Consider the following 23,926-nt stretch of genomic DNA (forward strand, 5'->3'; position numbering starts at 1 on the left):
CCTACTATTAATATGTCGTTAAAAAAAATCTAATAAACTAAAGCAAATGCAATACTTTATCTAATTTACTTTAGGAGGATAAAATGAATCAGCTAAAATTACAGGCATTTTGCTTACTCGTAGATTTAAAAAAACTTGCTCCTGTCGCAAAAGAGCTAGGGATTACACCACCTACTGTATCCTTCCACATTCGCTCGATTGAAGAGGAATATGGTGTGCGATTATTTCGTACAAACGCAGGAGGCTATCGATTAACAGAAGCCGGACAAGGGCTCTATCACTATGCACGCCAAATTGTGCAATTACAACATGACATAAATCGCTTTTTTGAAAATCTATTGGCCGGCCATATCGGCTCCATCCGACTAGGTGCAAGTGGACTACCAGCACATATTTTTATGCCTGATATTATCCATCAAATTTCAACGGCTTATCCAGACATACGAATTTCCCTAGAGGTAAAGACGGCACCTGAAATCGAAAATATGGTGGCCCTCCAAGAACTCGATTTTGGTTTAATCATGGAGACAAAACAACAACATCCATCCCTCGTCTATGAAACGATTGGCGAAGACTCGCTTGTATTAGCTTTAAGCCCTAACCATGAACTTGCAACAAAAAAAGACATCTCTAAGTCAGATGTCCTTAAAAACAAAATATTATTGCACACTTCATCCAGTTCCACTAATCACTTTATCGAAAAATGGATGGATCCTTTCCAGCCATCCTTCTATACGATTGAACTCGATTCTGTCAGTACCATTAAAAAGATGCTTACCTTTGGCAAAACCATTGCTTTTCTATCAGTGGCTCTTATTGAGGAAGAACTAAAATCAGGTCTATTAATGAAAAAAGATTTACATGACATAACACTGACACGAAAAATTCAGCTCGTCTATCCTAAATCCAGACTAGACAATAACATCGATGAATTTGTAAAAAAATCTATCTACGATTTAGCGGAATCAATTTCATAGTTCACTTTCATATCAATAAAGGCGAATATTATAAAAGAAAATAAAGTAATTGTTCCTATCACCTCAGTAATTCCGCTACAGGCGAACGCTTTCCGCGGGCAAGCACGAGCCGCACTTCGGGGCATGGTCACGAAGGCGTTGTCACAGGACGTGATGCTTTTAGCCTTCGTTCCCATAAAAGCTCAGTCTAGGGTCGCAGTTCGCTTGCTTTTCCCGCTGGAGCCGCCACTATACGCTCCTACCAAAAATGGTCATTGGCAGCCATTTGACATCTCTCGATTATTAAAAATCCACATCCGTCAGCATTCAACAATTTCACTAAAAAATATTCCCTTCCTGACATAATTACCTAACTTGCATTAATAACATAAAGAGAAGTCTTTTAAATGCCCATTGAAAGGAGGTATGACAATTTGCTTTCCGAGTTACTGACTAAGGAGACGATTCAAATTGCTAACAAGGTAGACACTTGGCAGGATGCGATTCGCTTAGCTTCCTCCCCATTATTACAGCAACATAAAATAGAACAGCACTATATTGAAGCGATGATTCAGGCCATTGAAGAACACGGTCCCTATATAGTGCTAACCCCTAAAGTGGCGATTCCCCATGCTCGGCCAACTAAAGGGGTGAACGAATTCGCCATGAGCCTATTAAGCTTACAAAATCCTGTACATTTCGCACCAGATAAACCCGTTTACTTAATCATTGTTTTAGCGGCTATAGATGATGCCTCTCATTTACAGGCATTGGTCGATTTAACGCACGTTTTACAGGACCCCACTCAAATCGACAATATTATCGCCTGCCAGCATCCAGAAAGCATTGTTGAAAAAATAAAACACTACGCTACAAAGGAGCAAATATAATGAAGATTTTAGTCGTGTGTGGCAATGGATTAGGTAGTAGTTTCATGATGGCACTCACTGTTAAAAAAGCACTGGCTGAACTCGGGCAAGAAGCCGATGTAACGCATACAGATTTAACAACTGCAACGGCTGAGCAAGCTGATATGTATATCGGTGCAGGAGACATTGTGGATCAACTAGATGATGGTTTTAGAAAAATTGTCCGTGTCGTCAATATGATGAGTATTCCTGAAATTAAATCAAAGCTTGAACCGTTGTTATAATGCATGATTTTTACTTCTATAATGAAATCGCCTCCCCTTTTTTTCTCCTTTATTCATGTTGAAATAGGTGGCTGAGCACAGTTAGTACGGGATGTAAAAAATAATTTGGATAGGATGAGGTGTTGGTATGTTAGATGTTATGATGAATGACATTTTAGGTACACCAGCAATACTAGTCGGCCTTTTCGCATTTGTCGGCTTACTAATCCAAAAGAAATCCGCTTCAACCGTTCTTTCAGGTACGTTAAAAACAATTATGGGCTTTGTGATTCTTGGCGCTGGAGCCGCCGTTTTAATTGGCTCTTTAACTCATTTTAGTAAAATGTTCGATGTTGCCTTCAATGTGCAAGGGGTTATTCCAAATAACGAAGCCATTGTTGCAGCAGCTCAAACGAATTTTGGTACATCCACTGCAATGATTATGGTGTTCGGTATGGTCATGAACTTATTGTTAGCGCGATTTACGCCTTTAAAATATATATTTTTAACTGGTCATCATACATTATTTATGGCGTGTTTAATCGCAGCTTCCCTTTCTGTTGGTGGGATGAGTGGTGCCCCGCTTATTATTGTTGGTTCTATTTTATTAGGTATATGTATGGTTGTATTCCCTGCTATTTTACAACCAACTGTTCGCCAAATTACAGGTAGCGATGATTTTGCTGTCGGTCACTTTGGTAGCATTGGCTATTATGTTTCCGCTAAAATTGGCAAGCTTTTTGGAAATAAAGCACATTCAACAGAAGCTATTCAAGTACCTAAATCTCTAGGTTTTTTAAGAGATACATCTGTTGCAGTTTCCTTAACAATGAGCATATTTTTCATCATTGTCGCAATGTTTGCTGGTCAATCTTATATTGAAAAAGAATTATCAGGTGGCTCTAACTTCATCGTCTTCGCCATTATTCAAGCCATTACTTTCGCAGCAGGGGTATATATTATTTTAGCAGGTGTGCGTATGCTCATTGCAGAAATTATTCCTGCATTTAAAGGGATTGCGGATAAGCTCGTTCCGAAAGCAAAACCTGCATTGGACTGCCCAACGATTTTTCCATTCGCGCCAAATGCAGTAATTATCGGCTTTTTATTTAGCTTCTTTGCAGGATTACTGTCCATGTTTGCGCTCCCACTCATTGGGTTAAAAGTCATTGTACCTGGTCTCGTCCCCCATTTCTTCACAGGGGCAGCTGCTGGGGTTTTCGGAAATGCAACGGGTGGACGAATGGGTGCCATGGCAGGCGCCTTTGCCAATGGCTTGATAATCAGTTTTATACCAGCCATCCTTCTGATATTTATGGGGGATATCGGTTACGAAGGTACAACTTTCGGTGATTCAGACTTCGGAGTAGTAGGTATCCTCATTATTAATATTCTGAAATTATTTGGAGCCGTGTAGATGCGCTGAGGGAACCTAACATTTATTCGTAAAAATAGACAAAGGGGCCTTAAGCCCCTTTTTTGCTTGGTTTTCAAAAATCGTAAAATCTATAGACTTGTTTAGAATTTATTAGCCAAATATTTATAAATAAAACTGACCCAGATTACATAAAGGATTCATATTGTTAAACATCTCATTTAAATTTTAGTTTTTTTTAGCTTGATAAAATTTGCGATAATTACTTTTTCAATGGCTTCGTATTTCGTGATGGTAGTTGTTAGAACTGTTAATTTTGGCACTGTAAAGTAAATAATACTTGCACAAGTAATCCCAATAACAGCACCGACAAAAACATCTAATGGATAATGCACGCCTACCCAAATACGTGAAACGCCCACTAATATAGCTAACAAAATCCAGCCAAACCATGTCCCTTTTTTAAACAACCAAAAGGTCATACAAAATGAAAAAAATAAAATAGTATGATCGCTAGGAAAAGAATTATCGACTGCTTTTTCTATCAACTGATTGGTATTTGACAGCACCGCAAATGGTTGATGATTAAAATGCAATAATCCTGCAAGTTTCCCTACAATTTCAGCCAAAATAAACGCTATACTTCCGCAAATAAGCATTATTTTATGTTCTTTATTTTTAGTAAACCACAACAGTATAACGAAAATAGCTAAGAAAAAAACTGTATATTCAGCAATGATAATCATTGGTAAATTAAGGTGTTGATATTCTTTCCCTAAGCTATTAACCGTTCTAAATAACTGATTATTTATTTCCGAAATATTCATGATACTCTCTCCTTTAAGCTTTATACAGCTATATTAAGAAAAAAGATATCAAGGAACCATCGATTCTGATGACATTAAATAGTTTACTCTAACATTATTGTCACTTTGACTCGAAACTTACTTAATGCTTATAAAATGAAACTTTAATCCGTGGGGGTTTTCATCCCTCACGGATAGAGATGCAAGAAATTGGATATGTCCCTAAAGGGGGATATGGGATAGTAAAACGCAGATACTTTCAAAAAGGTGGGAACAATCGCTCTCATCACGTTCACATCTTTCAAATTGGGAGTTTGAAATAAACAGACATCTGGCTTTTCGAGATGATTGAAAATCGCACCCAGATGAAATGAAGTATTAGGGAGAATTATTGACTTCCTATTATATGGTTAGTTAAATAAGTAAACTCGTTTTTAGTAATTTTTTACAATAAAACAATTAATTTCTTAAAACTAACCATTATTAGCTAAATATTTACCTACTAAAATACCACTAGCTGCTGCTTGTGATAATGAATGTGTAACTCCTGAGCAATCTCCAATTACATATAATCCTCGAATATTTGTTTGGAAATTTCCGTCGGTTTCTATTATTGGCGAATAAAACTTTCCGTCCATACCATAAAGCAATGTATCCCCATCAACTGCTTCACCAATAAATTTTTCCAAATGGTTTAAAAATCCCTGCAAGATTTGAATATATAGTAAAGGAATTTCTTTAGTTAAGTCCCCAAATTCAGCTTTTAACGAAGGCTGAATTCGATTATTATACATTTTTTCTGTTGTTGTAGGCTGTCCCTCCCTTAAATCTCCATAACGTTGTACTACAATACGATCTGTTCCTTTATTTATTCCACCGATAACCTTATGTGCATACATATTTGCTTCTTTAAGAGTAGAAAAATACGTTGGCGTAAACAAAGTAAAATTCAAGTTAGAAGTTCCATTCTTTTGCTCTCGAAAGTTTTGACCATCTGGCATGACTAAACCTTCTTGATATTTACGAATGATTCTTCCTTTAGGATTCATGCAATAAGTACTCGAAATGATATTTTCATGTACATAAGCAAGTTTTGTTTCAAAGGTATCTTCCAAAATTAAGCGTAGCTGTTGTTCTGCCATTTCAACTCTAATACCCAAATCTAAACGAGTTTTACCTTGCTTCACTCCAAGACTAGAACATTGTTTTTTTAACCAATCTGTTCCAGATCGCCCTGTTGCAAACACTACTTGCTGCGATTGAATATCCCCTTTACTTGTAATTAAAGTAAAAGAATTATTATCTTTTTTTATATCTTGCACATCCACCTCAAATTGAATATCTATCTTACTTGATAAAACTTTATAAATTTGTTGGAAAATTTTTGTTGAAAGTGACGAACCTAGGTGCCTCACCTCAGTAGTTAACATCTGTAAGTTACATAATTGGGCTCTTTTTGAGAGTTCTGTATTAGCTGTGGAATATTTTCTAACGGAGTCTCCACCAAAATGGCATAAAATTTCGTCAACTTCATCCATTAATTGTAGAAGGTTCTCTCTACCTACTTTTTGCTCTAATTCGCCGCCAAAATCACTTGTATAATTAAACTTTCCTTCTGATTTACCCAAACCAGCAAAACCAAAATATTTCTCACATACATTACAATGGCATGTTTCGCCTCGATCTAAAGGACAATTTCTCTCCTCTATAGATTTTCCTTTTTCAAGTATTAATATCTTTTGATAACTTTGAGATAAGGTATATGCTAAAAAAACGCTACTTACACCTGAACCGATAACTGTAATATCATACATCCATTTACACCTTCTTTCATTAATAAATAATAATTTCTATATGAGAATTTTACAATATGTGGATTGTCAACACAAAACTAAAGAACTAGCTAAATCAAGTGGTAATCTTCTAAAAACTATCGAACTGGCGGCCTTTGATAAACTCTGTTTTGAACACTTAAAACATCGAAATAGTTCAAATAAGTTGTTCAGATTGTTAAAGCGGTTCGAAGATTAAGGTACTAAGTTGTTCATCATTCGATCTTGCCTAATCCCCACAAGGGAAATTTCTACAAAGTAAAGTGAATACAATAGACGATATAAAAATTATTTTCAAAACATTCTCTTAGATTTGTGCTTTTATCAAGGTTGATACTACTTACTTATTCAACCAACTTTTTTGTTCTATATAGTAGCCCTCTTTCAGCTTGAAGTAGGCGGTTTTCTGTTGTTCAAGCGAGAAAAAAGAGACCACCCACTAGGCAGTCCTCAAACGCTTGTCTCCAAGATACGCGTACCAATCTATCCAATATTGTTTTACAAACCACTATACACTGAAAATGCATCAGTAATATTATACTGTTCGGTATGAGAGTTCCCCTCAGCTCCCACTGTCACGAGAATATATTCTTGCTCATTGATTACCGCTAGGCTTGCTAGACATAAGCCAGCTTTTTCTGTATAGCCTGTTTTGCCTCCGATAATCTCCCCATGAGGTAAATCACTTGAACTAATATTTTTGAACATTCGACTCGTAAACGTCATTCCTTCTGAATGAAGATTGGTCGGGGATATCGTATGTCTTTGTGCTGTATAGACATCGCGAAAAGTGTTGTTTGTTAATGCATATTGTAGAAGTATTGAAATATCTTTCACACTTGTATAATGGTCAGGATGATGAAGTCCTGTTGCATTCTTAAAATGCGTGTCCTTCATCCCGAGCTGTTGCGCTTTGTCATTCATAAGTTTGACAAATTTTCTCTCTGACCCTGCTACGTGATTTGCTAAACCAATAGAAGCTTCAGCTCCAGATGGCAGCATCGAACCATAAAGTAAATCCTCTGCTGATACTTCTTCATTAGCAAGGAAGCCTGCCATTGAAGCATTGGCTTCATATAAATCTGTAAATATACTTTGAGGAAGCAAGATCTTTTCATTTAATTCTGGTATATTTTCAATTGCCACAAGTACAGTCATGATTTTCGTTAAAGAAGCAGGAAAAATGATTTCTTCACTTTTCTTGTCCAGTAAGATTTTATTGTCATTCAAGTTGACTAATACGGCATTTGAACTGTGTAAATCTATATCCAAACTTTCAGCACTTTTCTTTGGCATCTCCAACTGAAAGGAATCTAAAATGTCTTCCCTTGAATTCATAAAATTTTCTTTTACAAATAAAATAAATATAACAAGAATGACTATGCTTAAAAATAGACCATATATACTCTTTTTCTTTATCATAAAAAACAACTCCTTTTCTCAATGTCTCTATTGAAACATAAAAAAAGAAGTCCTTTTTTAATAATCTATTATAGAATTCTTAAGGTTTCTTAAGAATGTGGACTGAGTACAGTAAAAACTGTATGTTCATCATTGCTCGTAGCAAATATAGTTCCGCCATGTGCAACGATAATGTCTTTGGCAATCACTAGCCCCAGCCCAGCACCGGAGGAGGAATTTGCTTTCCTCTATTAGGAAAGCTACTCTTTGTCTGGTTCATTAGATTTTTAGCACTAATTACTATTAGTCCTGTTTTCATCTCTGTAGGCTTTGGCATTTTTTTAAGATATTATTGAATCCCCTCGTTAACTTACAATGGGGTGAGGAAATCCCCCACCACCGCTAGCTGATTACTTTCCATCAAGTTGCCCTTTTGCGCGTTCAATCATTTTACGCTTTTGAATCTGTTCTTGTGTGAGTTGTAAAGATAGCTTTAGCTTCTGTGTTCTCTCAGCTTGTTGCAGGGCAATCATAACTGCTGGAATTAGGCTACCTTCTGAAACTGGTTTTACTAGATAACCCATTATATTATCTTGCTTAGACTTTTCTACAAATTGTTTTTGACTATAGGCAGTAATCAACAACACGGGTATATCCAGCTGACGACCGATCACCTCACTTGCTTTTAAACCATTTAGTTTTGGCATATCAATATCCATTAACACAAGATTCGGTTTTAACTTAAAAGCAAGTTCAATCGCTCGATCCCCATCTCCTGCTTCTCCAACTATCTCATAACCGTGATTCCGAAGCATTACTTTCAAGTCCAGTCTGATAATTGGTTCGTCTTCCGCGATCAGAATCCGTTTTTTCATAAAACATCACAACCTTTCTGAACAGAAAAAAGGATTATCGTATAATTCATGTCATTAACATTGATTTTCTTGCATTAATCGGCCCTATTCAACAGACTTTAAGTAAATCACTACCTTTTGTTACGTTACTGCCATTATTAAAGCGCAACAGATAGTTACTCGACGTCCAAGATTTACATGTAATCACTCAAAAACAGGATACCTGTTATCTTTACTTGTTGAAATTTCTTTGCTGTGCAAAAGAAACACCTGTACATTTCGCTTGAAGCATTTGTTCGATCAACTCAGATAAATAGGCACCAGCTTCAACTGGTGTCAGTCCATCTTTATGGATATTTGAAATAACCGTCCGATCGGCTTCAACCGCTTTTTCAGTAGGACGGTAAATCATGTATGCACTCAAGCTTTCATCTGTATTTAAACCTGGTCTTTCACCAATTAATGAAATTACTAGGTCACAATCAACAATAGCAGCTACTTGATCTTGCACCCAAACACGTCCTCGCTTAATAAAAAACGGCTTTGCGACGCTGATGTTTTTTAATTGTAGCCCTTGAATTAAAGCTGGTAATATATCACGAACATTGGCTTCTACAGCCGATGAACTCAATCCATCACAAACAATTATTTGCACATTTTTCCCTTTATCCCCATTTGCTTCGAGAAACCTTACTGATTCATCTGACAACTTTCGACCAGATTCTAAATCCATTAAATAAGATTTCATATCATGAGCGTTTGTCTCCAGCTTATGCAGTCCCATTTTGTGAAGAAATTCATCACTTACATCTCTTGAAACTGCATCTTGGGCGGCTGCATGATCGATTAAAAATTGTAAATAGCTTGTCGTCAACATGCGGGTGCCTGTTCGACCAATGCCGATACGTGCAGGTGTAACACTTTGTGCTCGCTCAATAGATGCGGCATTCTGTGGCTCGACTACCCCGTTTATTCGTTCTTCTGGAAAATCGATTGTCTCTTCTGTTCTTTGATCAGTATTAGCTTTTGGCGTCATCATGTTTTTCTGTACTTCTTCAACGACTCTTTGAACAATTTCTTGAATATTCATTGTATCCTCCTCCCGTTAATCAAAAATGGATAAGTCGCCCGCACGTTTTGTCAGCTTTCCATTTTCCATCAGGTCCATTTTTTCCATCCATTTTTCAAATTCTCGAAGTGGTCGTAGTCCTAGAATCTCACGTAAACTTGCATCATCGTGATAGCTTGTATCTTGATAATTAAGCATGACATCATCCCCACCTGGTACGCCCATATAAAAATTCGCGCCTGCAACTGCTGTAATGATGCCAGCTACTTCCTGATCATTTTGATTGGCATCCATATGATTTGTGTAAGTGGGCGCAATCCCCATTGGCAAGCCATGCAATTTCCCCATAAATCCATCTTCCAAATCTGCCCTGATTAATTGGCGTCCATCATAAAGCGTCTCTGGTCCTATAAAACCTGAAACAGTATTAACCATGAAAGGTTTCCAATGGCGTGCATAGCCGTAGCTTCTTGATTCAAGCGTTTGCATATCTACACCATAGTCAGCATTCAAAGATACTTCCGAACCTTGGCCTGTTTCAAAATACATAAAGTTTGGGCCTGTGGATGTACCATATCGGGCCATCATCTCATATCCCTCATCAAGGATTTTTTTAGCTATACCGAATGCTTCGTTACCTTTTTGTGTACCTGCTAAACTTTGAAACATCAGTGCGATAGGCGCCCCCTGTTTTAGCGCTTCCATTTGTGTGGTGATATGGGCCAAGACACAATTTTGCGTGGGAATTTGCCAGTTCTCAATAAATTCATGCGAAATTGTCAAAAGCCTTTTGACGGATTCAACCGTATCCACATTCGGATTGATACCAATAACCGCATCACCTGCTCCGTAGGATAATCCTTCTTTTATGGAATACAAAATTCCTTCTGTCACATCATTTGGATGATTAGGCTGACAACGAAATGCCAAACGGCCAGGCTCCCCAATTGTCGTGTTGCAATGTGCTTGATATCTCATTTTCTGTGAAGCTATAACTAGGTCAATGCTTGACATAAGCTTGGCAACCGCTGAAATCATTTCACTTGTCAGTCCCCTTGAAAGCTTCAATAATTGATTCGCACCTGTATCAGATGACAGAATATAATTTCGCAGTTCTCCGACGGTCCAATTTTGAATATCTTTGTAAATCGTGTCGCTAATATCATCATAAATTAAACGCGTCACTTCATCTATCTCATACGGAATAACCGGATTCTCATAAATCTCTTTCAGCTGCATCTCGCTAAGTACTACTTTTGCTGCCATACGCTCAAGCGATGATGCTGCTGCGACACGCGCCATCACATCCCCTGATTTCGGTTCACTTGCTTTTGCAAGTACCTCCTTTACCGACGAAAACGAATAATGAGTTCCTTTTACTACACAAGACAATTTCATCATTTAACACCCCTTTTTATATGTTAACGATTGCAATTACATGAAAAAAAGCGCTTTCACATTTCCTGAAGAAAATTCTCTTCAGGCGTGAAAGGCGCCTTTGCCTCAGCTATTATTTTGGTTTATTTTACACTATTCACAAGGATTTTGTAAAGAGTGCTTCGTATTTCAAAAAACAGATCCCTCTTAGAATAAAGCTCTATATCGTTTTCTGTTGGGTTCAGCTCGAATGGCTCGCTACGGACAAGACACAAATTCCCTCGAAAATTAGTTTCACGCATCCAAAGTTTAAGTTTATTTGAACAGTTTCTATTCACTAACGTTGGTAGCTTTTATATCGGAAAGGTTATCGAAACTTTTGTCCCTTTGTCGGACAGAGGAAATGACAGAACTCCCTGCAATCTCTCTTCCACTAACATCTCCACAAGATGTAATCCTAAAGATGCCATCTCGCCTGTGGAAAAAGAATCCCTCATCCCACATCCATCGTCCCTTACAATAATAGTAACCATTTGCTTTAGTCGCTTCAAAGTTATTTCAATTTTCCCATAATTCAACGCAGGAAAAGCATGTTTTATGCTATTTTGAACCAACTCATTGACAATCAGTGCAACAGCTGTTGCTTTCTCGGGAGAACAGAATACCGATTCTCCTTCGACAGACACAGCAATATTTTGGCCTGGAATAATGGACGAAGACACTAGTAATGTAGAAATTTGCTGTATTAAAAATTTAATATCTGCTTCCTCAATGCCGCGCTGTGCTAAGTAATCATGAACCAAAGCCATACTGGATATACGCGATATACTGTCGTGAAATACCTCCGCTACTTCTACCGAATGACAACGTTGCATTTGTAATCGCAGTAAACTAGAAATAACTTGTAAATTATTTTTGACGCGGTGATGGATTTCCTGAACAACAATGGCTTGAAATGCACCTTGCTTTTCTTCATTATTGGCCGCATTCATAAGTTGCTCCATATTTTTTTCGTTCTGTACTTCTTGGGAGATATCTCTTTCTTTAATTAATACTGCAATGGTTTCGCCACACAGGTCTTTTATAGGAATAATGTCTTGTTGCATGATTCCACGTTCCTCCGTAATCCCCCTTGCTTTAAAAATTGGTTTTCCAGTTTTTAAACTAAATAGAACACCAGGTTCCGTTTCTTCCAATGCTATATGGCCTAACATACTTTTTTTATACAAAGAAGCTGTCGTAGTAGGTTTTGCTTCAGCTACAACTAACGATGCGTTGTCTTTTATCAACAGACAATTAATAAATAGATCTGCTTGAGAAAGGTCAGCCATTATCTGAAGGTTCTGAGCGGCACCTAAAATAATTTCACACTGTTCCTGTGATAAACCTGTTACGTGGTTTAAGGTTAAAATTTCTTTCATGCCTAGTGCGTCCTCCTTTTTCTAGTTTTCACACACTATAGCAAAAACAAAAAAGGTGTTCAATGTCACAAACTAGTAAATCGCTTACAATAACGCCAGAAGCTTTCCGTGGGCAAGTCGAGCTACTTCCCCCGCTTCGCTCTGTCGAGGATCTCGATTTCCCCACTTTTCCAAGCAGGAGTCACAGCCCTTCATTTCAAATGTTCTTAGCAGGTTAGGAGCAGAATAGGCGTTACCAATTGATTGGAGCGGAGGGTGTGGCACTCCTGCAGGAACAGCACGGGGCAGAAAACTTATGCAGCGTGTCTAGAACGAAAATTAACGGTTTCTTACGATTGAGGGACAGTTCAAAGTTTGTCTACGATGTGAAACCTTCTACATTTGTAAAAGGTTTCATTAAAGTGGCGACGCAAAAATTTGTTTTTCCGTTGCATCCCAGATTACAATCCCGACATCTTGTTTTTGATCGATAATACGAATCGTCACTGGTACATAATCAAACAAAATAGCGTTTAATTTCGTACTATTAAACTGTAAAAGACCAATCAATTCAGTATCATTTATTAATGGCACATTCACATTTATTTTGATATCGGTTAATTTACCGTTCTCATATCGAAGTTTACCAATTATTTTAGGATTTAAATGATTAAAATTTTTTTGTATATCTTCTTTTAAAATTAATAATTTGTTATATGTATCTTGGTCCAAACTATAGAGTGCATCTGAAGGGAATGTATAATTTTTTCTATCTATTTTTGTCCATTTATTTATGTTATCCTCTCCTTTAGCGATAAATGTATCAGCTAAAAATAGTCCAGGAATGATATCATTTATATTGGATTCCTGATACAAAGTCATATAAATAGGAACATTCGGTATGTTTTCATTCTTTCTTATATCTTTTACTATAATTTCAGCTATTTCTTTCCCATAATTAACTACATCATCAATCTCATCGTCATTAATATCTACTTTAACTTGATCTGTATAAATCAACCCTTTATCATCCGCTACTTTAATATCATAAAATTCATTTAATGATATGGCTAAAGATAGTCCCTCTACGTTTCCATTTTCTTTATTTATAAAGTTTTGTTCCAATACATGAGATAATATTTTAGGATTATTTTTTTCATCCTCTAAAATATCTCCACTCCTGCTGTTGATAGATGGGTTTAAACCAGAACCTTCTGTTGATTTTCTATCTAACCACTGATTTATAATATTTTTATCTAAATATTGTCCTTCTTGCAAATAAAAATTCTTAGTCGAAAAGTAATCTACTGATAATTCCATTAAGCCCTTTTCAATTTCATTGACATTTAATGAATTGTTCATATTACTAAGTATTAACCCTCTTGAAACATTAGATTTCGCAGGTTGTTTAATTTCGTATATTTGTTTTTTTTGAATGGATGTTATATACATTTTCTCATCATTTTTAACAACAGGATCATCATCACTACAAGAAACTAAAAAAATTACTGGTGCTATAAAAAACAACAGACTCTTTTTTATATTCATCTATTCCATACTCCTTAGTAGTTCTAATATAAGTAAATCTATATTATTATACCAAATATTTCTATAAAATACATTTATATGAGTATTGTGCTGATTTTATCAACATAAAAAACAGACTCCTTCTTTATATGCTTTTATTCAAGCATAAAAAAAGGAGTTCTTTGATAATTAACTACTATTGAATTTTTTGGTTTCTTAAGAATTAGTCGGAATAATTACAGTGAAAACTGTTTTTTCGTCCTTTGAAGTGGCTGTAATCGTACCTCCATGGGCCTGTACGATTTCATTTGAAATGGCTAGACCAAGCCCAGCTCCACCTGTTTGTGTTGATCTAGCGCTATCTAAACGATAAAATTTTTCAAAAATCATCTGCAATTTTTCAGTAGGAATGGTCTTCCCTTTATTAGTAAACGTAATAAACGTCTGATTATTTTCGAGTTTAGCATTAATTTCAATTGTACTGTTTGAATCACTATAGGCACTAGCATTTTTCAAAATATTATTAAATACCCTTGCTAATTTATTACCATCTGCATAAATATTGATTTCTTCATCAATATTAACAATTGCTTTTTGTCCTTTCAGTGATAACAAAGGGTAAAACTCATCAGCTAATTGCATTAACATATAGTTTAAAGGGATGATATCTTTCTCTAGAATAATGGATTGTAAATTAAATCTTGTTATTTCAAAAAATTCATTAATCAATTGTTCGAGCCTATAAGATTTATCTAATGTTATCTTTACATATTTTTCTTTTTGCTCAACAGGCATATCCTTTGCCTCATCTAAAAGGCTTAAATACCCAATAATCGATGTTAAAGGCGTTTTAATATCATGTGCTAAATAAACAACAAGATCATTCTTTCGCTGCTCTGCTTCTTGTGCATCTTTTGCACGTTTTTCTAATTTATTTTTCACACCATTTAATTTCTTCTCCAAAAAGTCAAGCTCAGCAGGCAAATAAATTTCCTTATCAGACTCATCAGACAGCATCGTTATACCTGTACTAATCTGATTAAAATAACGAGTGAAACGAGAAAGAGCAATATAAAAAATGACAAGAAGTAAAATAATAAATCCTACAGCTAACCACAAAGGCTTATTCTGACGAAATAAAATATTGTAAGCATTTTGTGCTGCATAATAATCTAATTGCAGTACATTTTCACAAAAAGCAATAAAAGAATCCGCAAAAGGAGCCTGTAATATACCATCAAGTAAAACAATATTGATTAAATAACCAATAATTATTGCCATAACTAAAATAACAATAATTTGTAGCAGTATTTTCCTCTTCAGTCTCCCAAACTCATTTTTCAATTGTATACCCCACTCCCCAAACAGTTTTAATAAACTTGGGGTTTTCCACGGAATCTTTCATTTTTTCTCGTAAATGTCTAATGTGAACCATTACAGTGTTATTACTGTTAAAATACTTTTCTCCCCAAATCGCTTGAAATAATTCTTCTGAGCTAATTACTTTCCCTCTATATTAAGCTTAAATACCAAAGGATAGAGAATTCAGTGGGTGTAAGAGATAATTGTTTCTCATGTAAAAAAACCTGCCGTGTATTCTTATTTAAAACTAAACCAGAAAAGTCTATAATATCGTCGTTTTGCTGCGTGTCCTGATTATACAAGGTAAATCTCCGTATTTGGGCTTTTACGCGTGCTACCAGCTCCAATGGTCGAAAGGGCTTTGTTATATAGTCATCTGCGCCAAGAGAAAATCCATTTATCTTATCTATCTCTTCTTCCTTTGCAGTAAGCATAATAACTGGAAAATTATATTTTTCTCTAATTTTTCGTAAAATAGTAAAACCATCAATTTCAGGCATCATAATATCCAGAATAGCTAGATTGATTTTTTCACTTTCAATACATGTTAGGGCCTCTTTTGGCGTGTAATGCTTAAACACATTATAATTTTCATTTTTTAAATAAACCTCAATTAAATCAGCTATTTCCTTTTCATCGTCTAATACTAAAATATTCAAATTCAATTAGTAACTCCTCCTTAAAAAGTGAACGATAGTATAATTAAACTGTAGCCACCATCTATCCTTTACTTTAGTGACTACAGTTATTTATTCCATATGCTTTTATTCATTTATTTTTCAGTATTTATTTATCTACAATAAATTTCGTTGCTATTTTTTCACCCTGAACTAGCAAATTTTTATAGTCGTATAACTGTTGTAAATCCTTCAATTCAACTACACTGATTTTTCACACGCATTATAGCACTTATATTTCATAATATCTACATGTACGAATGGTGATTCTTTCATACTTCCTACTGATAGTATCATGTAATTCCCACAAACCTCATATCTTTCTTTGATTGCTAATTTCACAAGACAAATTCAAAAAATCTCAAGTATTTATTCTGAATATCTTAAGTATTTCTTAAGGAAATATTTATATTTACCAGGACAAATGTGTTTATACTTCTATTTACCGCGGTAGAAAACCTTATTTTAGGAGGAATAGTATGAAGAAGAAAGTTTATGTATTATATGGCGGAAAATCATGTGAACATGAAGTTTCAGTTGCATCGGCTATTTGGATACCCTCTGTACAGGTTTCCTCGTGTGGATTATTACTATTAAAGTAAATAAAAACACGCAATTGAATGATTTTATTTGCGTGTTTTTAAATTATTTTATTACAAGGACATGTAGTCTCTTCTTTTATTAAATGTCACCTTTTTTACTTCCATCGGAGGCCTGACCTTCTTTGAACGCTCTTTGCTAACTTTCAATGTGTAAGCCATAGTTGCCTGTAGCTTCAACCGCTTTTACAAAATTCGGGTTATCCCAGGCATTAATCTCTCCATTCCTTGGTACATATACTATATCCCGCAAAATTTCCTTTATTTCAGGGATTAACGGACCATTAGGACCACTAGGAACAGAATCAGTAGTAATAGTTGGAATTCTAGTTATCTTTGCCAATTTAGCTAAAGCAATTGCATTCCTACGTAGAGTTGGTACATCAAGATCCTTAACAGTTTGAAATAAACCACTTTGGTGATCAATCAGTAAAAGTGCTGCATCGTTTGGATCAATAAATATTTTGTTACGTTGAATTGTCATAAATTAATTTCCTCCTTTGCAAGCGTGGCATGTTCGATTAAAAACCCACTTATTCATAATGGTTACTGGAATTAAGGAACGTAATTGAGGGCTTATGTAGGACAAATTTTTGTAAATGATTCTTGATTTATGTATGAGAAGAGCCAAATAAATACAAACTAATATTCAAAATAACTTCATTGCGGCATCGTAGTTAGCACAAGTTCACATCGACCTAATATATGTTTTTTAAGGGAGTATCATAGTATGCCATTTATAACAGTATTTGGAGGAAAAACTTTCGAAGTAGAAGCAGGGAAAAAATTAGTTTTAGCTCTAGAAGATAATGATGTAAATATACTTCATCAATGCGGGGGAAAAGCAAAATGTACCACTTGTAGGGTAGAGGTATTGGCGGGTGATTATATGGATGTTTCTAAAATTGAAAAAAACGCCTTCGCCATTAAAAATATAGATGAAAATTTATATGAAGACTGTTTGCGTCTATCTTGTCAAATTCGTGTAATCGAAGACATTACAGTTCGACCAATAATGACAGTAGAAAATACAGGAGGCCAACGAGGTCCAAGGCCGGCCGATTAAACAAATAAGAATTTAGTTTCATGTTTAATTCTTATTGTCAATTCAAAATGATTAAGGGAATAGTTTGTTAAAGCCATTTCTGAAGATAAAATTAGACAAAATCAAAAACGCGTTTTGAAACTGCTCTCTATCAAAGTAGACAGTCGAAATAATAAAATGCTTTATGTTTAACTTCTACCTAATGGGGAGCATATTACTTTCCTGCTGGTAGAACAATCTACATATTCCCCTCCTTTTACACTTTTCAAATTTCAACTCACTTTGCCATTCTACTTAAGGCGAAATTTTTCAAAACCAGCACCAACTTTTTTTTCTCTTCATATTCTATAGCATCAGACCGAATTTTGAGGGGGAAATGTATGGGGATTGAACTCACTGCTCTCCATTGGATTTATGTTGTTTTCATTGTTTTAATTATAAGTTTTATGGTTAAACGTCGCGATACCACCCTCATTTGTATACTTGGCATTTTCATGCTAGCCATTGTTGCTACCGGCGATTTAACTTCTTCTATAAGTGGTGTGTTTAACAGTTTTATCTATGCGATTACTGAGCTTTTGTCGACCATCCTCATTATTTCCATTATTGTTGCGATGAGTCGCGTATTAATGGCATCTGGTGTTAACGAGGTCATGGTTGCGCCATTTACAAAAATCTTTAAAACACCGACGCTCGCTTATTGGACGATTGGAATTTTAATGATGTTTATTTCTTGGTTTTTCTGGCCTTCTCCTGCTGTCGCGTTATTAGGGGCCGTGCTGTTGCCCGTTGCTATACGTGCAGGTTTGCCAGCACTTGGCGTCGCAATGGCCATGAACTTATTTGGTCATGGGATTGCGCTGTCTAGTGATTTTGTTATTCAAGGTGCGCCGAAACTCACTGCAGATGCTGCCGGTATTCCAGTAGGCGATGTTGTTTCTGCGAGTATTCCACTTGTCATTACGATGGGCTTAGTCACAACAATTGTTGCTTTTTTGTTATTACGGCGTGATATGAAGCGGGGTACTCTTGATTTAAAGGAAACCAATGAAACAGCTGATGAACTAGAGCAAGTTACGGAAAACTTGCTGACACGTGGCCAAAAACATTTTTTTGCGATTCTCATTCCCATCGCCTTTTTGCTCGATGTCATTGCTATGTCGATTTTAAAGCTCCAGGGGGGAGATGCGACTGCTTTAATTGGAGGAACAGCTGTCTTTATTTTGCTTGTACTGTGCATTGTCGCACACAAAAAAGAGGGGCTTGAGAAATCGACAAGTTATTTAATTCAAGGGTTCCAATTTGGTTTTAAAGTATTTGGACCTGTGATTCCAATCGCTGCCTTCTTTTATCTCGGTGACTCCGGATTCAAGCAAATTATCGGTGATTTTCTGCCTGTTGCTTCACATGGGATTGTCAATGATTTAGGTGTTGGTTTAGCTGCAGTTGTGCCGTTAACAAAGGAAATAGCTGTTGTTACGTTAGCTATTGTTGGCGCCATTACTGGTTTAGATGGTTCTGGTTTCTCTGGTATTTCTTTGGCCGGATCTGTCGGTAATTTGTTTGGCAATGCACTTGGTGGTGGTACCGCCACTCTAACTGCTCTCGGACAGATTACAGCGATTTGGATTGGTGGCGGAACACTAATCCCAAGCAAAGACATATGGCCAAGAACTGCACTGTTTTTCGCCACTTAAACAATCCTTTGGTTTCCAACGTATGCCCTCGTTTGTTTAAGAACAGTACTTCATAAACTTCTAGCGTAATAAAAAGCACCTCGTGTGAGATGCTTCATTTAATTTATAGATGTCACTCAGACAATTCTTCTGATAACACGGCAAAATTTAGTAATTGACCAGTAATTTTTGCTTTTTCTAATTCTTCCATATATTCTTCTTTTCGATCGATAAGTCTTTCATCCTGTGTGTTTTGATAGGTAGGATATAGATTATTATCTATTACTGCTTTTCCCATAATTTCACCTCTAACAATAGTTATTAGTTTATTATAAGCAACAACTTTATTTTCCGACAATTTCAAAAAGGATATTTGATTATATAGGCCGAATAAGTAAAAAGGCTGACATAGATGCTTTTAGTTGTACTGTATACCTATCAATCTCCTACTGCAAAAAGCATACTAAAAGTCACAATCGCTAAGAAATGCCCTGATAGGTGTTTGATCATGTGCAAACAAGCAAACATCAAGTATGATACGATTACCCCACTCTAATGAAATTCTATTAAACTTACTTAATTGTTAACTTAAGCGCATGATTTCTCTTTCATTTAGACATTTGCTTTATATACATCCATTACCTTAAATGTTTGACAAACTAGTAATATGTCTGGCGTAAAAGTGAGTCCATACTGATTTAACTCCCAAGTGAAAAATTTAACATGCTCACGAAACCAATAATCATAGCTTAAATCGCCTTCACCCTCTGACCTTGCAAAATCACTTGTTACTTCATTCATTTTTTCTACATCAATTTTTGTATATTTGATAATGGCTAAAGGATTATTGTCTCCATCCAATACAATATCGTGCTGTCCAACTTTTGGAAGATCTTGTCCTTCAAGCTCATATACACAATGTGCTGCACAGGTTGCTGTTTTGTTGCCATATACGACTAAAGTGCCTAATTCATCTCCCGTTTCTTTGGAACCATCGCCAAACATCCATGCTTCTGGCACAGTCATGTTTAGGTTATTTTCTCTCGCGTACTTCTGCCAATATTCTTCTATCTTACTAACTGACATTCGTTACTTACCTCCTTCGTAGTTAAATACAGTTTGAGTAAAGCATACAACATTCACTGTCGCTATTTCTAAAAGCTAGACTTTCAGCTATATGTACGGACAGATACTAACCAAACATCATCTGTATGATATGTCAATACTTAGTATAAAATGCTTTACTGTATAACCCCGTTGACTAACTGTCAAATGCATATAATCATAAAGGTTCATGTTTCATCTACTATTCATTTGTTTTATTTTTCTGCTCGTCCGCTTCAGACATTCAGCTAAGCACTAGTATTTACACATCAGATTTTCCCTAATGTTTTTATTTATGTGTAGTCATACTTAGATGATCTACAAGGTAAGCGATTTGTTCCCGAGCTTACATAATCCAACCTTGGTACAGCACATATCTCCATGTTCTTAATGGCTTACACCTAGATCGAACTTTAAAAAATCTATTTCACAGACAAATGGCTAGACCAACATAGCCATCACATCATAACTATAGTAGTGTAAAGCTAATTTAGCCTTACGCCTCCCAATTGTTAAGAGTCACTTTCAATGTGACTCTTTTTAACTACTTTTTATTTTTTCACCTTTTCATATTAGCAATTATCGAAAGGAGGTGAATTTCTATGGGATATAGCTGTGGCTATGACGGTGGCAGTAACTACGGTGGTTCATCATTTGTTTTAATCGTGGTACTATTTATCCTTCTCATTATTGTGGGCGCTAGTTTCTTATATTAACAACATCATTTTTGTGGGCCAGCTAAGATCATCAAATAAAAGCTTGGTCCCTCCTATTTTTTTGTTCTAGGGTCACTTTCATCCGGGTGACCCTTTTCATATTTTTTTATAAAAAGTGGTATTATATTTCTTTCTGTCCACATACTATCCTTGTTTAAAAATAACGAAAAAAGCAAAGGAAGTGTAAATATGGGCATACTTGGTGGAAATCCGAAAGATGAACCATTACATTATGGTGAAGTGTTTACTGTTTGGACAGGTCTATCGACAAACTATGGCTTAATTGCTGGATATCAAACATTTTATAATCATGCTGGCGATGAAGATCTAAAAAAAATGATTGAAGATATTATCGATGTTCTAAGAGACGAAGTAAAACCACTAGAAAAAATTCTAAAAGCTAACGGTGTTGGCTTACCACCTGCACCACCCGAACGACCTGTTGCAAGACTTGAAGATATTCCTGCTGGTGCTAAATTTAACGATCCAGAAATTAGTGCTGCGCTCTCAGTAGATCTTGCTGCTGGTTTAGTTGCATGTAGTCAAGCGATGGGCATGTGCACTAGAGAAGATGTTGCCTTAATGTATGGTCAATTCCATACAAGTAAAGCACAGCTAGGTGCCAAGCTCTTACGTCTAAATAAAACTAAAGGCTGGCTTGTTCCCCCACCATTGCATGTAGATTACCCTGAAAAATAATAATTAGTAAACCTGACAAACCGGTTCCCCAGTATAAACTGGGGATTTTTTTATTATTTGCGTGTTGAAGAATTGCTTTCGTTGCGTTGTTTTTCGTTATTTGAATTATTTCTTTGTTCTTTCGTCAAATCATTTTCTTCACGCACATCTAAATCGTCAGGACTTAAATCTGCCCCATATTCTTCTTGATCTAATTCACTTTTATTGCGCTTTTCTTTTGTCAAAATTATCACCTCCAATTTATAAATTATCCTATTTAGCTTGATTTATACTTTCCCTGTAACAAAGGCAAGCTACCTCAGCAACTGTCTTGTGTTTTTATATGTACTAAGCAATTTATTCAATTTCAATGCCAATCACTGTGCTCTGTTCATGTAAGCCTTAATGCTTGTACAAAAAATTGCTAGACCGCGCTACTGTGCGCAATCTCCTCTCTTGACGGTAATTCCACCTACTGTTAAATCCTTCAGTCTAATTGTCCTACCATACTCCCTAGACAAAATACTTTCCACAACTGGCAACAGCTTACGAACTTTTTCTTCTGTCATATTGAACTTTTGCATAATCACACCCCTTTTTTATCAGAATATGTCGAATGAGCTTGTCTAATTTAACTAATTAAGTACTCTTTTTCAAAATTGTCTAAGTTATTTCATGGAAACTACAGCTAAGGAGGACTATGGGTGAAAAAATAAAGCATGATGGCATGAAAATAAAATGACACTAGGTAATTTAGCAAATTAACGAGGTGTTGCTCTTGACGTCTTGAAACGACATGCCATAAACCTTTAATGAATAAAATGCTGGTGGCATAACTTTTGAATGCACCATTTACATAATTCTTTTGCGTCCATGAATATACAATAACAACGACAATAGAAAGGTGGATGTGAATGCGCTGCGCTCTTTATGTGAGGGTGTCGACTGAAGAACAAGTAAAGCATGGTTACTCTATTGCAGCTCAAATTGAGAAGTTAGAAGCATATTGCATTTCCCAAGGGTGGACAATGGCTGGAGATGTGTATATTGATGAAGGTTATTCTGCTAAAGATTTAAAAAGGCCGCATTTCCAAAGAATGATTACGGAAGTAAAAAAAGGACACATCGATGTAGTTTTAGTTTATAGACTAGATCGATTAACACGTTCCGTTTCTAATCTTTACGAGATTTTACAAGAATTAGACAACTATAATTGTAAATTTAAGTCAGCAACTGAAGTCTACGATACCACCAATGCAATGGGCCGTTTATTTATCACTTTAGTAGCTGCAATTGCACAATGGGAACGGGAAAATACTGCCGAGCGTGTTCGTATGGGGATGGAAAAGAAGGTCAAGCTCGGTTCTTGGAAAGGCGGGACTCCTCCTTACGGCTACAAGGTTACAGGTGGTGAATTAATTGTCGATAAAGAAGAGGCAAAGACGGTTAGAGAAATTTTTAAATTGGCTAGAACAATAGGTTTTTACACCCTTGCCAAACAATTAACTGCCAAAGGTATCCCTCCCAGACATGCTGGAGAATGGCATGTTGATAGTGTTAGAGATATTGCTAATAATCCAACATATGCAGGATATTTAATGTTTAACGACAATCCAAAGGACATAAAAAAGCCACCACGTGAACGACAACTATTTGAAGGCCATCAGGAACGGATTATTGACCGTGCAGAATTTTGGGAACTCCAAGATATATTAGATCTGCGTAGAACTTCTGGCGGTAAACGTCAAACCAGCGATTATTACTTTTCAACGCTTTTAACGTGTGCAAGATGTGGTCATTCCATGTCAGGACACAGAGTTGGTAAGAAAAAGAACTATCGATGCACAGGTAAAAAAACAGGAAAAACCTGCAATAGTCATATGATATTAGAAGACAATCTCGTTCAAACAGTTTTTGCACAATGGGATGATTTGGTTGGAGATTTTTCAAGTAGTGAAGGCGCAACAGAATTTCCAACAGAACATCTTCAGTCACTAAAAACGGCTTTAACGTTTGTGCAAAAATTAATGCGAAAGAAAAAAGTCATGTATGAAAACGATGTAATTGACATTGATGAATTAATGCAAGAGACCGAGAAACTTCGTAAAAAAGAACAAGAACTTCAGCGTGAAATAACAACTATAGAGCAAAATGATAATGGTAATAATGTAGCATTAAAATCATTACTGCTAAACATAGATCAATTGTGGTTCAAGGCAAATGAATATGAACGTAAGCAATTAATGACCTCGATTTTTGAACAATTAGTGATCGATACAAAAGACGACTATCAGAGCAGTAAACAAGCAAGAGAGATTATTATCGTTTCGGCTAAATAAT

General features: G+C 36.0%; 24 protein-coding genes and 2 pseudogenes. 11 read left to right on the forward strand and 15 right to left on the reverse strand.

All coding sequences use genetic code 11. The features are described 5' to 3' along the window. Nucleotides 1–83: 83 nt before the first annotated feature. The 4 genes from C9J35_RS13260 (at nucleotide 84) to ulaA (ending at nucleotide 3,505) form a co-directional block, all read left to right on the forward strand. The gene (locus tag C9J35_RS13260) at nucleotides 84–977 is read left to right on the forward strand and encodes a LysR family transcriptional regulator (protein ID WP_107924877.1); all 894 of its coding nucleotides are present in this window, start codon (nucleotides 84–86) and stop codon (nucleotides 975–977) included. A 413-nt stretch (nucleotides 978–1,390) separates the two neighbouring features. Further along, on the forward strand, nucleotides 1,391–1,846 hold the full coding sequence (locus C9J35_RS13265) for a PTS sugar transporter subunit IIA (RefSeq protein ID WP_107924878.1): 456 nt from the start codon (nucleotides 1,391–1,393) through the stop codon (nucleotides 1,844–1,846). Further along, on the forward strand, nucleotides 1,846–2,109 hold the full coding sequence (locus C9J35_RS13270) for a PTS sugar transporter subunit IIB (protein WP_107924879.1): 264 nt from the start codon (nucleotides 1,846–1,848) through the stop codon (nucleotides 2,107–2,109). The genes C9J35_RS13265 and C9J35_RS13270 overlap by 1 nt, the downstream gene beginning before the upstream one ends. 127 nt (nucleotides 2,110–2,236) lie before the next feature. Continuing rightward, nucleotides 2,237–3,505 carry a PTS ascorbate transporter subunit IIC gene (gene ulaA, locus C9J35_RS13275; protein ID WP_107924880.1) on the forward strand — a complete coding sequence of 423 codons (1,269 nt, stop codon included), beginning with the start codon at nucleotides 2,237–2,239 and terminating at the stop codon, nucleotides 3,503–3,505. Between the two features lie 179 nt (nucleotides 3,506–3,684). Here ulaA and C9J35_RS13280 read toward each other — a convergent pair whose 3' ends face one another. Beyond that, entirely contained in the window at nucleotides 3,685–4,290 is a 606-nt protein-coding gene (locus C9J35_RS13280; RefSeq protein WP_107924881.1) for an undecaprenyl-diphosphatase, read from the reverse strand. Nucleotides 4,291–4,469: 179 nt separating this feature from the next. On the opposite strand from C9J35_RS13280, the pseudogene C9J35_RS25075 reads away from it, so the two are divergent. Next, nucleotides 4,470–4,615: pseudogene (locus C9J35_RS25075) on the forward strand (GrpB family protein); the annotation flags it as partial. A 127-nt stretch (nucleotides 4,616–4,742) separates the two neighbouring features. Here the strand turns inward: C9J35_RS25075 and C9J35_RS13290 are convergent. The 9 genes and pseudogenes from C9J35_RS13290 to vanR all read right to left on the reverse strand — a co-directional run bounded on the left by C9J35_RS13290 (nucleotide 4,743) and on the right by vanR (nucleotide 15,756). Continuing rightward, entirely contained in the window at nucleotides 4,743–6,083 is a 1,341-nt protein-coding gene (locus C9J35_RS13290; protein ID WP_107924882.1) for an NAD(P)/FAD-dependent oxidoreductase, read from the reverse strand. Between the two features lie 516 nt (nucleotides 6,084–6,599). Beyond that, nucleotides 6,600–7,523 (reverse strand): D-alanyl-D-alanine carboxypeptidase family protein, encoded by a 924-nt coding sequence (locus C9J35_RS13295; protein ID WP_054767869.1) that lies wholly within the window; start codon nucleotides 7,521–7,523, stop codon nucleotides 6,600–6,602. A 389-nt stretch (nucleotides 7,524–7,912) separates the two neighbouring features. Next, entirely contained in the window at nucleotides 7,913–8,377 is a 465-nt protein-coding gene (locus C9J35_RS13300; RefSeq protein WP_107924883.1) for an ANTAR domain-containing response regulator, read from the reverse strand. A gap of 211 nt (nucleotides 8,378–8,588) precedes the next feature. Continuing rightward, entirely contained in the window at nucleotides 8,589–9,446 is an 858-nt protein-coding gene (gene eutC / locus C9J35_RS13305; protein WP_107924884.1) for an ethanolamine ammonia-lyase subunit EutC, read from the reverse strand. A 15-nt stretch (nucleotides 9,447–9,461) separates the two neighbouring features. After that, nucleotides 9,462–10,823: an ethanolamine ammonia-lyase subunit EutB gene (locus C9J35_RS13310; RefSeq protein ID WP_107924917.1), complete on the reverse strand. Its 1,362-nt coding sequence runs from the start codon at nucleotides 10,821–10,823 to the stop codon at nucleotides 9,462–9,464. A gap of 332 nt (nucleotides 10,824–11,155) precedes the next feature. Continuing rightward, nucleotides 11,156–12,223, reverse strand: a complete 1,068-nt coding sequence (locus C9J35_RS13315; protein ID WP_107924885.1) for a GAF domain-containing sensor histidine kinase — start codon at nucleotides 12,221–12,223, stop codon at nucleotides 11,156–11,158. A 396-nt stretch (nucleotides 12,224–12,619) separates the two neighbouring features. Continuing rightward, complete coding sequence (locus C9J35_RS13320; protein ID WP_107924886.1) at nucleotides 12,620–13,750, reverse strand: CamS family sex pheromone protein; 1,131 nt, start codon at nucleotides 13,748–13,750, stop codon at nucleotides 12,620–12,622. A 195-nt stretch (nucleotides 13,751–13,945) separates the two neighbouring features. Continuing rightward, a complete protein-coding gene (locus tag C9J35_RS13325) occupies nucleotides 13,946–15,073 on the reverse strand; it encodes a sensor histidine kinase (RefSeq protein ID WP_107924887.1) in 1,128 nt (375 codons plus the stop codon). Then, nucleotides 15,063–15,756 (reverse strand): annotated as a pseudogene (gene vanR / locus C9J35_RS13330) (VanR-ABDEGLN family response regulator transcription factor). Before vanR ends, C9J35_RS13325 begins: the two are co-directional and overlap by 11 nt. 491 nt (nucleotides 15,757–16,247) lie before the next feature. Here vanR and C9J35_RS24570 point away from each other — a divergent pair. After that, a complete protein-coding gene (locus C9J35_RS24570; protein ID WP_268807930.1) occupies nucleotides 16,248–16,370 on the forward strand; it encodes a hypothetical protein in 123 nt (40 codons plus the stop codon). A gap of 136 nt (nucleotides 16,371–16,506) precedes the next feature. Here the strand turns inward: C9J35_RS24570 and C9J35_RS13335 are convergent, their stop codons facing one another. Further along, nucleotides 16,507–16,851, reverse strand: coding sequence for a cysteine hydrolase family protein (locus C9J35_RS13335; RefSeq protein WP_107924888.1), 345 nt, complete (start codon nucleotides 16,849–16,851; stop codon nucleotides 16,507–16,509). Nucleotides 16,852–17,097: 246 nt separating this feature from the next. Between C9J35_RS13335 and C9J35_RS13340 the strand changes: the two genes are divergently transcribed. Then, a complete protein-coding gene (locus C9J35_RS13340; protein WP_107924889.1) occupies nucleotides 17,098–17,433 on the forward strand; it encodes a 2Fe-2S iron-sulfur cluster-binding protein in 336 nt (111 codons plus the stop codon). Between the two features lie 359 nt (nucleotides 17,434–17,792). Beyond that, entirely contained in the window at nucleotides 17,793–19,109 is a 1,317-nt protein-coding gene (locus C9J35_RS13345) for a hypothetical protein (protein ID WP_107924890.1), read from the forward strand. A gap of 112 nt (nucleotides 19,110–19,221) precedes the next feature. Here C9J35_RS13345 and C9J35_RS23620 read toward each other — a convergent pair whose 3' ends face one another. Further along, nucleotides 19,222–19,386: a hypothetical protein gene (locus tag C9J35_RS23620; RefSeq protein WP_167395968.1), complete on the reverse strand. Its 165-nt coding sequence runs from the start codon at nucleotides 19,384–19,386 to the stop codon at nucleotides 19,222–19,224. Between the two features lie 314 nt (nucleotides 19,387–19,700). Continuing rightward, a complete protein-coding gene (locus C9J35_RS13350) occupies nucleotides 19,701–20,174 on the reverse strand; it encodes an ASCH domain-containing protein (RefSeq protein ID WP_107924891.1) in 474 nt (157 codons plus the stop codon). A 620-nt stretch (nucleotides 20,175–20,794) separates the two neighbouring features. Here C9J35_RS13350 and C9J35_RS13355 point away from each other — a divergent pair. Continuing rightward, nucleotides 20,795–20,908 carry a YjcZ family sporulation protein gene (locus tag C9J35_RS13355; protein ID WP_107924892.1) on the forward strand — a complete coding sequence of 38 codons (114 nt, stop codon included), beginning with the start codon at nucleotides 20,795–20,797 and terminating at the stop codon, nucleotides 20,906–20,908. Between the two features lie 189 nt (nucleotides 20,909–21,097). Beyond that, entirely contained in the window at nucleotides 21,098–21,607 is a 510-nt protein-coding gene (locus C9J35_RS13360) for a DUF3231 family protein (RefSeq protein ID WP_107924893.1), read from the forward strand. Between the two features lie 53 nt (nucleotides 21,608–21,660). Here C9J35_RS13360 and C9J35_RS23625 read toward each other — a convergent pair whose 3' ends face one another. Beyond that, the gene (locus C9J35_RS23625) at nucleotides 21,661–21,840 is read right to left on the reverse strand and encodes a hypothetical protein (RefSeq protein ID WP_327323559.1); all 180 of its coding nucleotides are present in this window, start codon (nucleotides 21,838–21,840) and stop codon (nucleotides 21,661–21,663) included. 180 nt (nucleotides 21,841–22,020) lie between these two features. After that, nucleotides 22,021–22,170 (reverse strand): hypothetical protein, encoded by a 150-nt coding sequence (locus C9J35_RS23630; protein WP_167395970.1) that lies wholly within the window; start codon nucleotides 22,168–22,170, stop codon nucleotides 22,021–22,023. A 330-nt stretch (nucleotides 22,171–22,500) separates the two neighbouring features. On the opposite strand from C9J35_RS23630, the gene C9J35_RS13365 reads away from it, so the two are divergent. Then, nucleotides 22,501–23,925: a recombinase family protein gene (locus tag C9J35_RS13365; protein ID WP_107924894.1), complete on the forward strand. Its 1,425-nt coding sequence runs from the start codon at nucleotides 22,501–22,503 to the stop codon at nucleotides 23,923–23,925. Nucleotide 23,926 lies beyond the last annotated feature (1 nt).

The organism is Lysinibacillus parviboronicapiens, from assembly GCF_003049575.1.
GTDB classification, from domain to species: domain Bacteria; phylum Bacillota; class Bacilli; order Bacillales_A; family Planococcaceae; genus Lysinibacillus; species Lysinibacillus parviboronicapiens.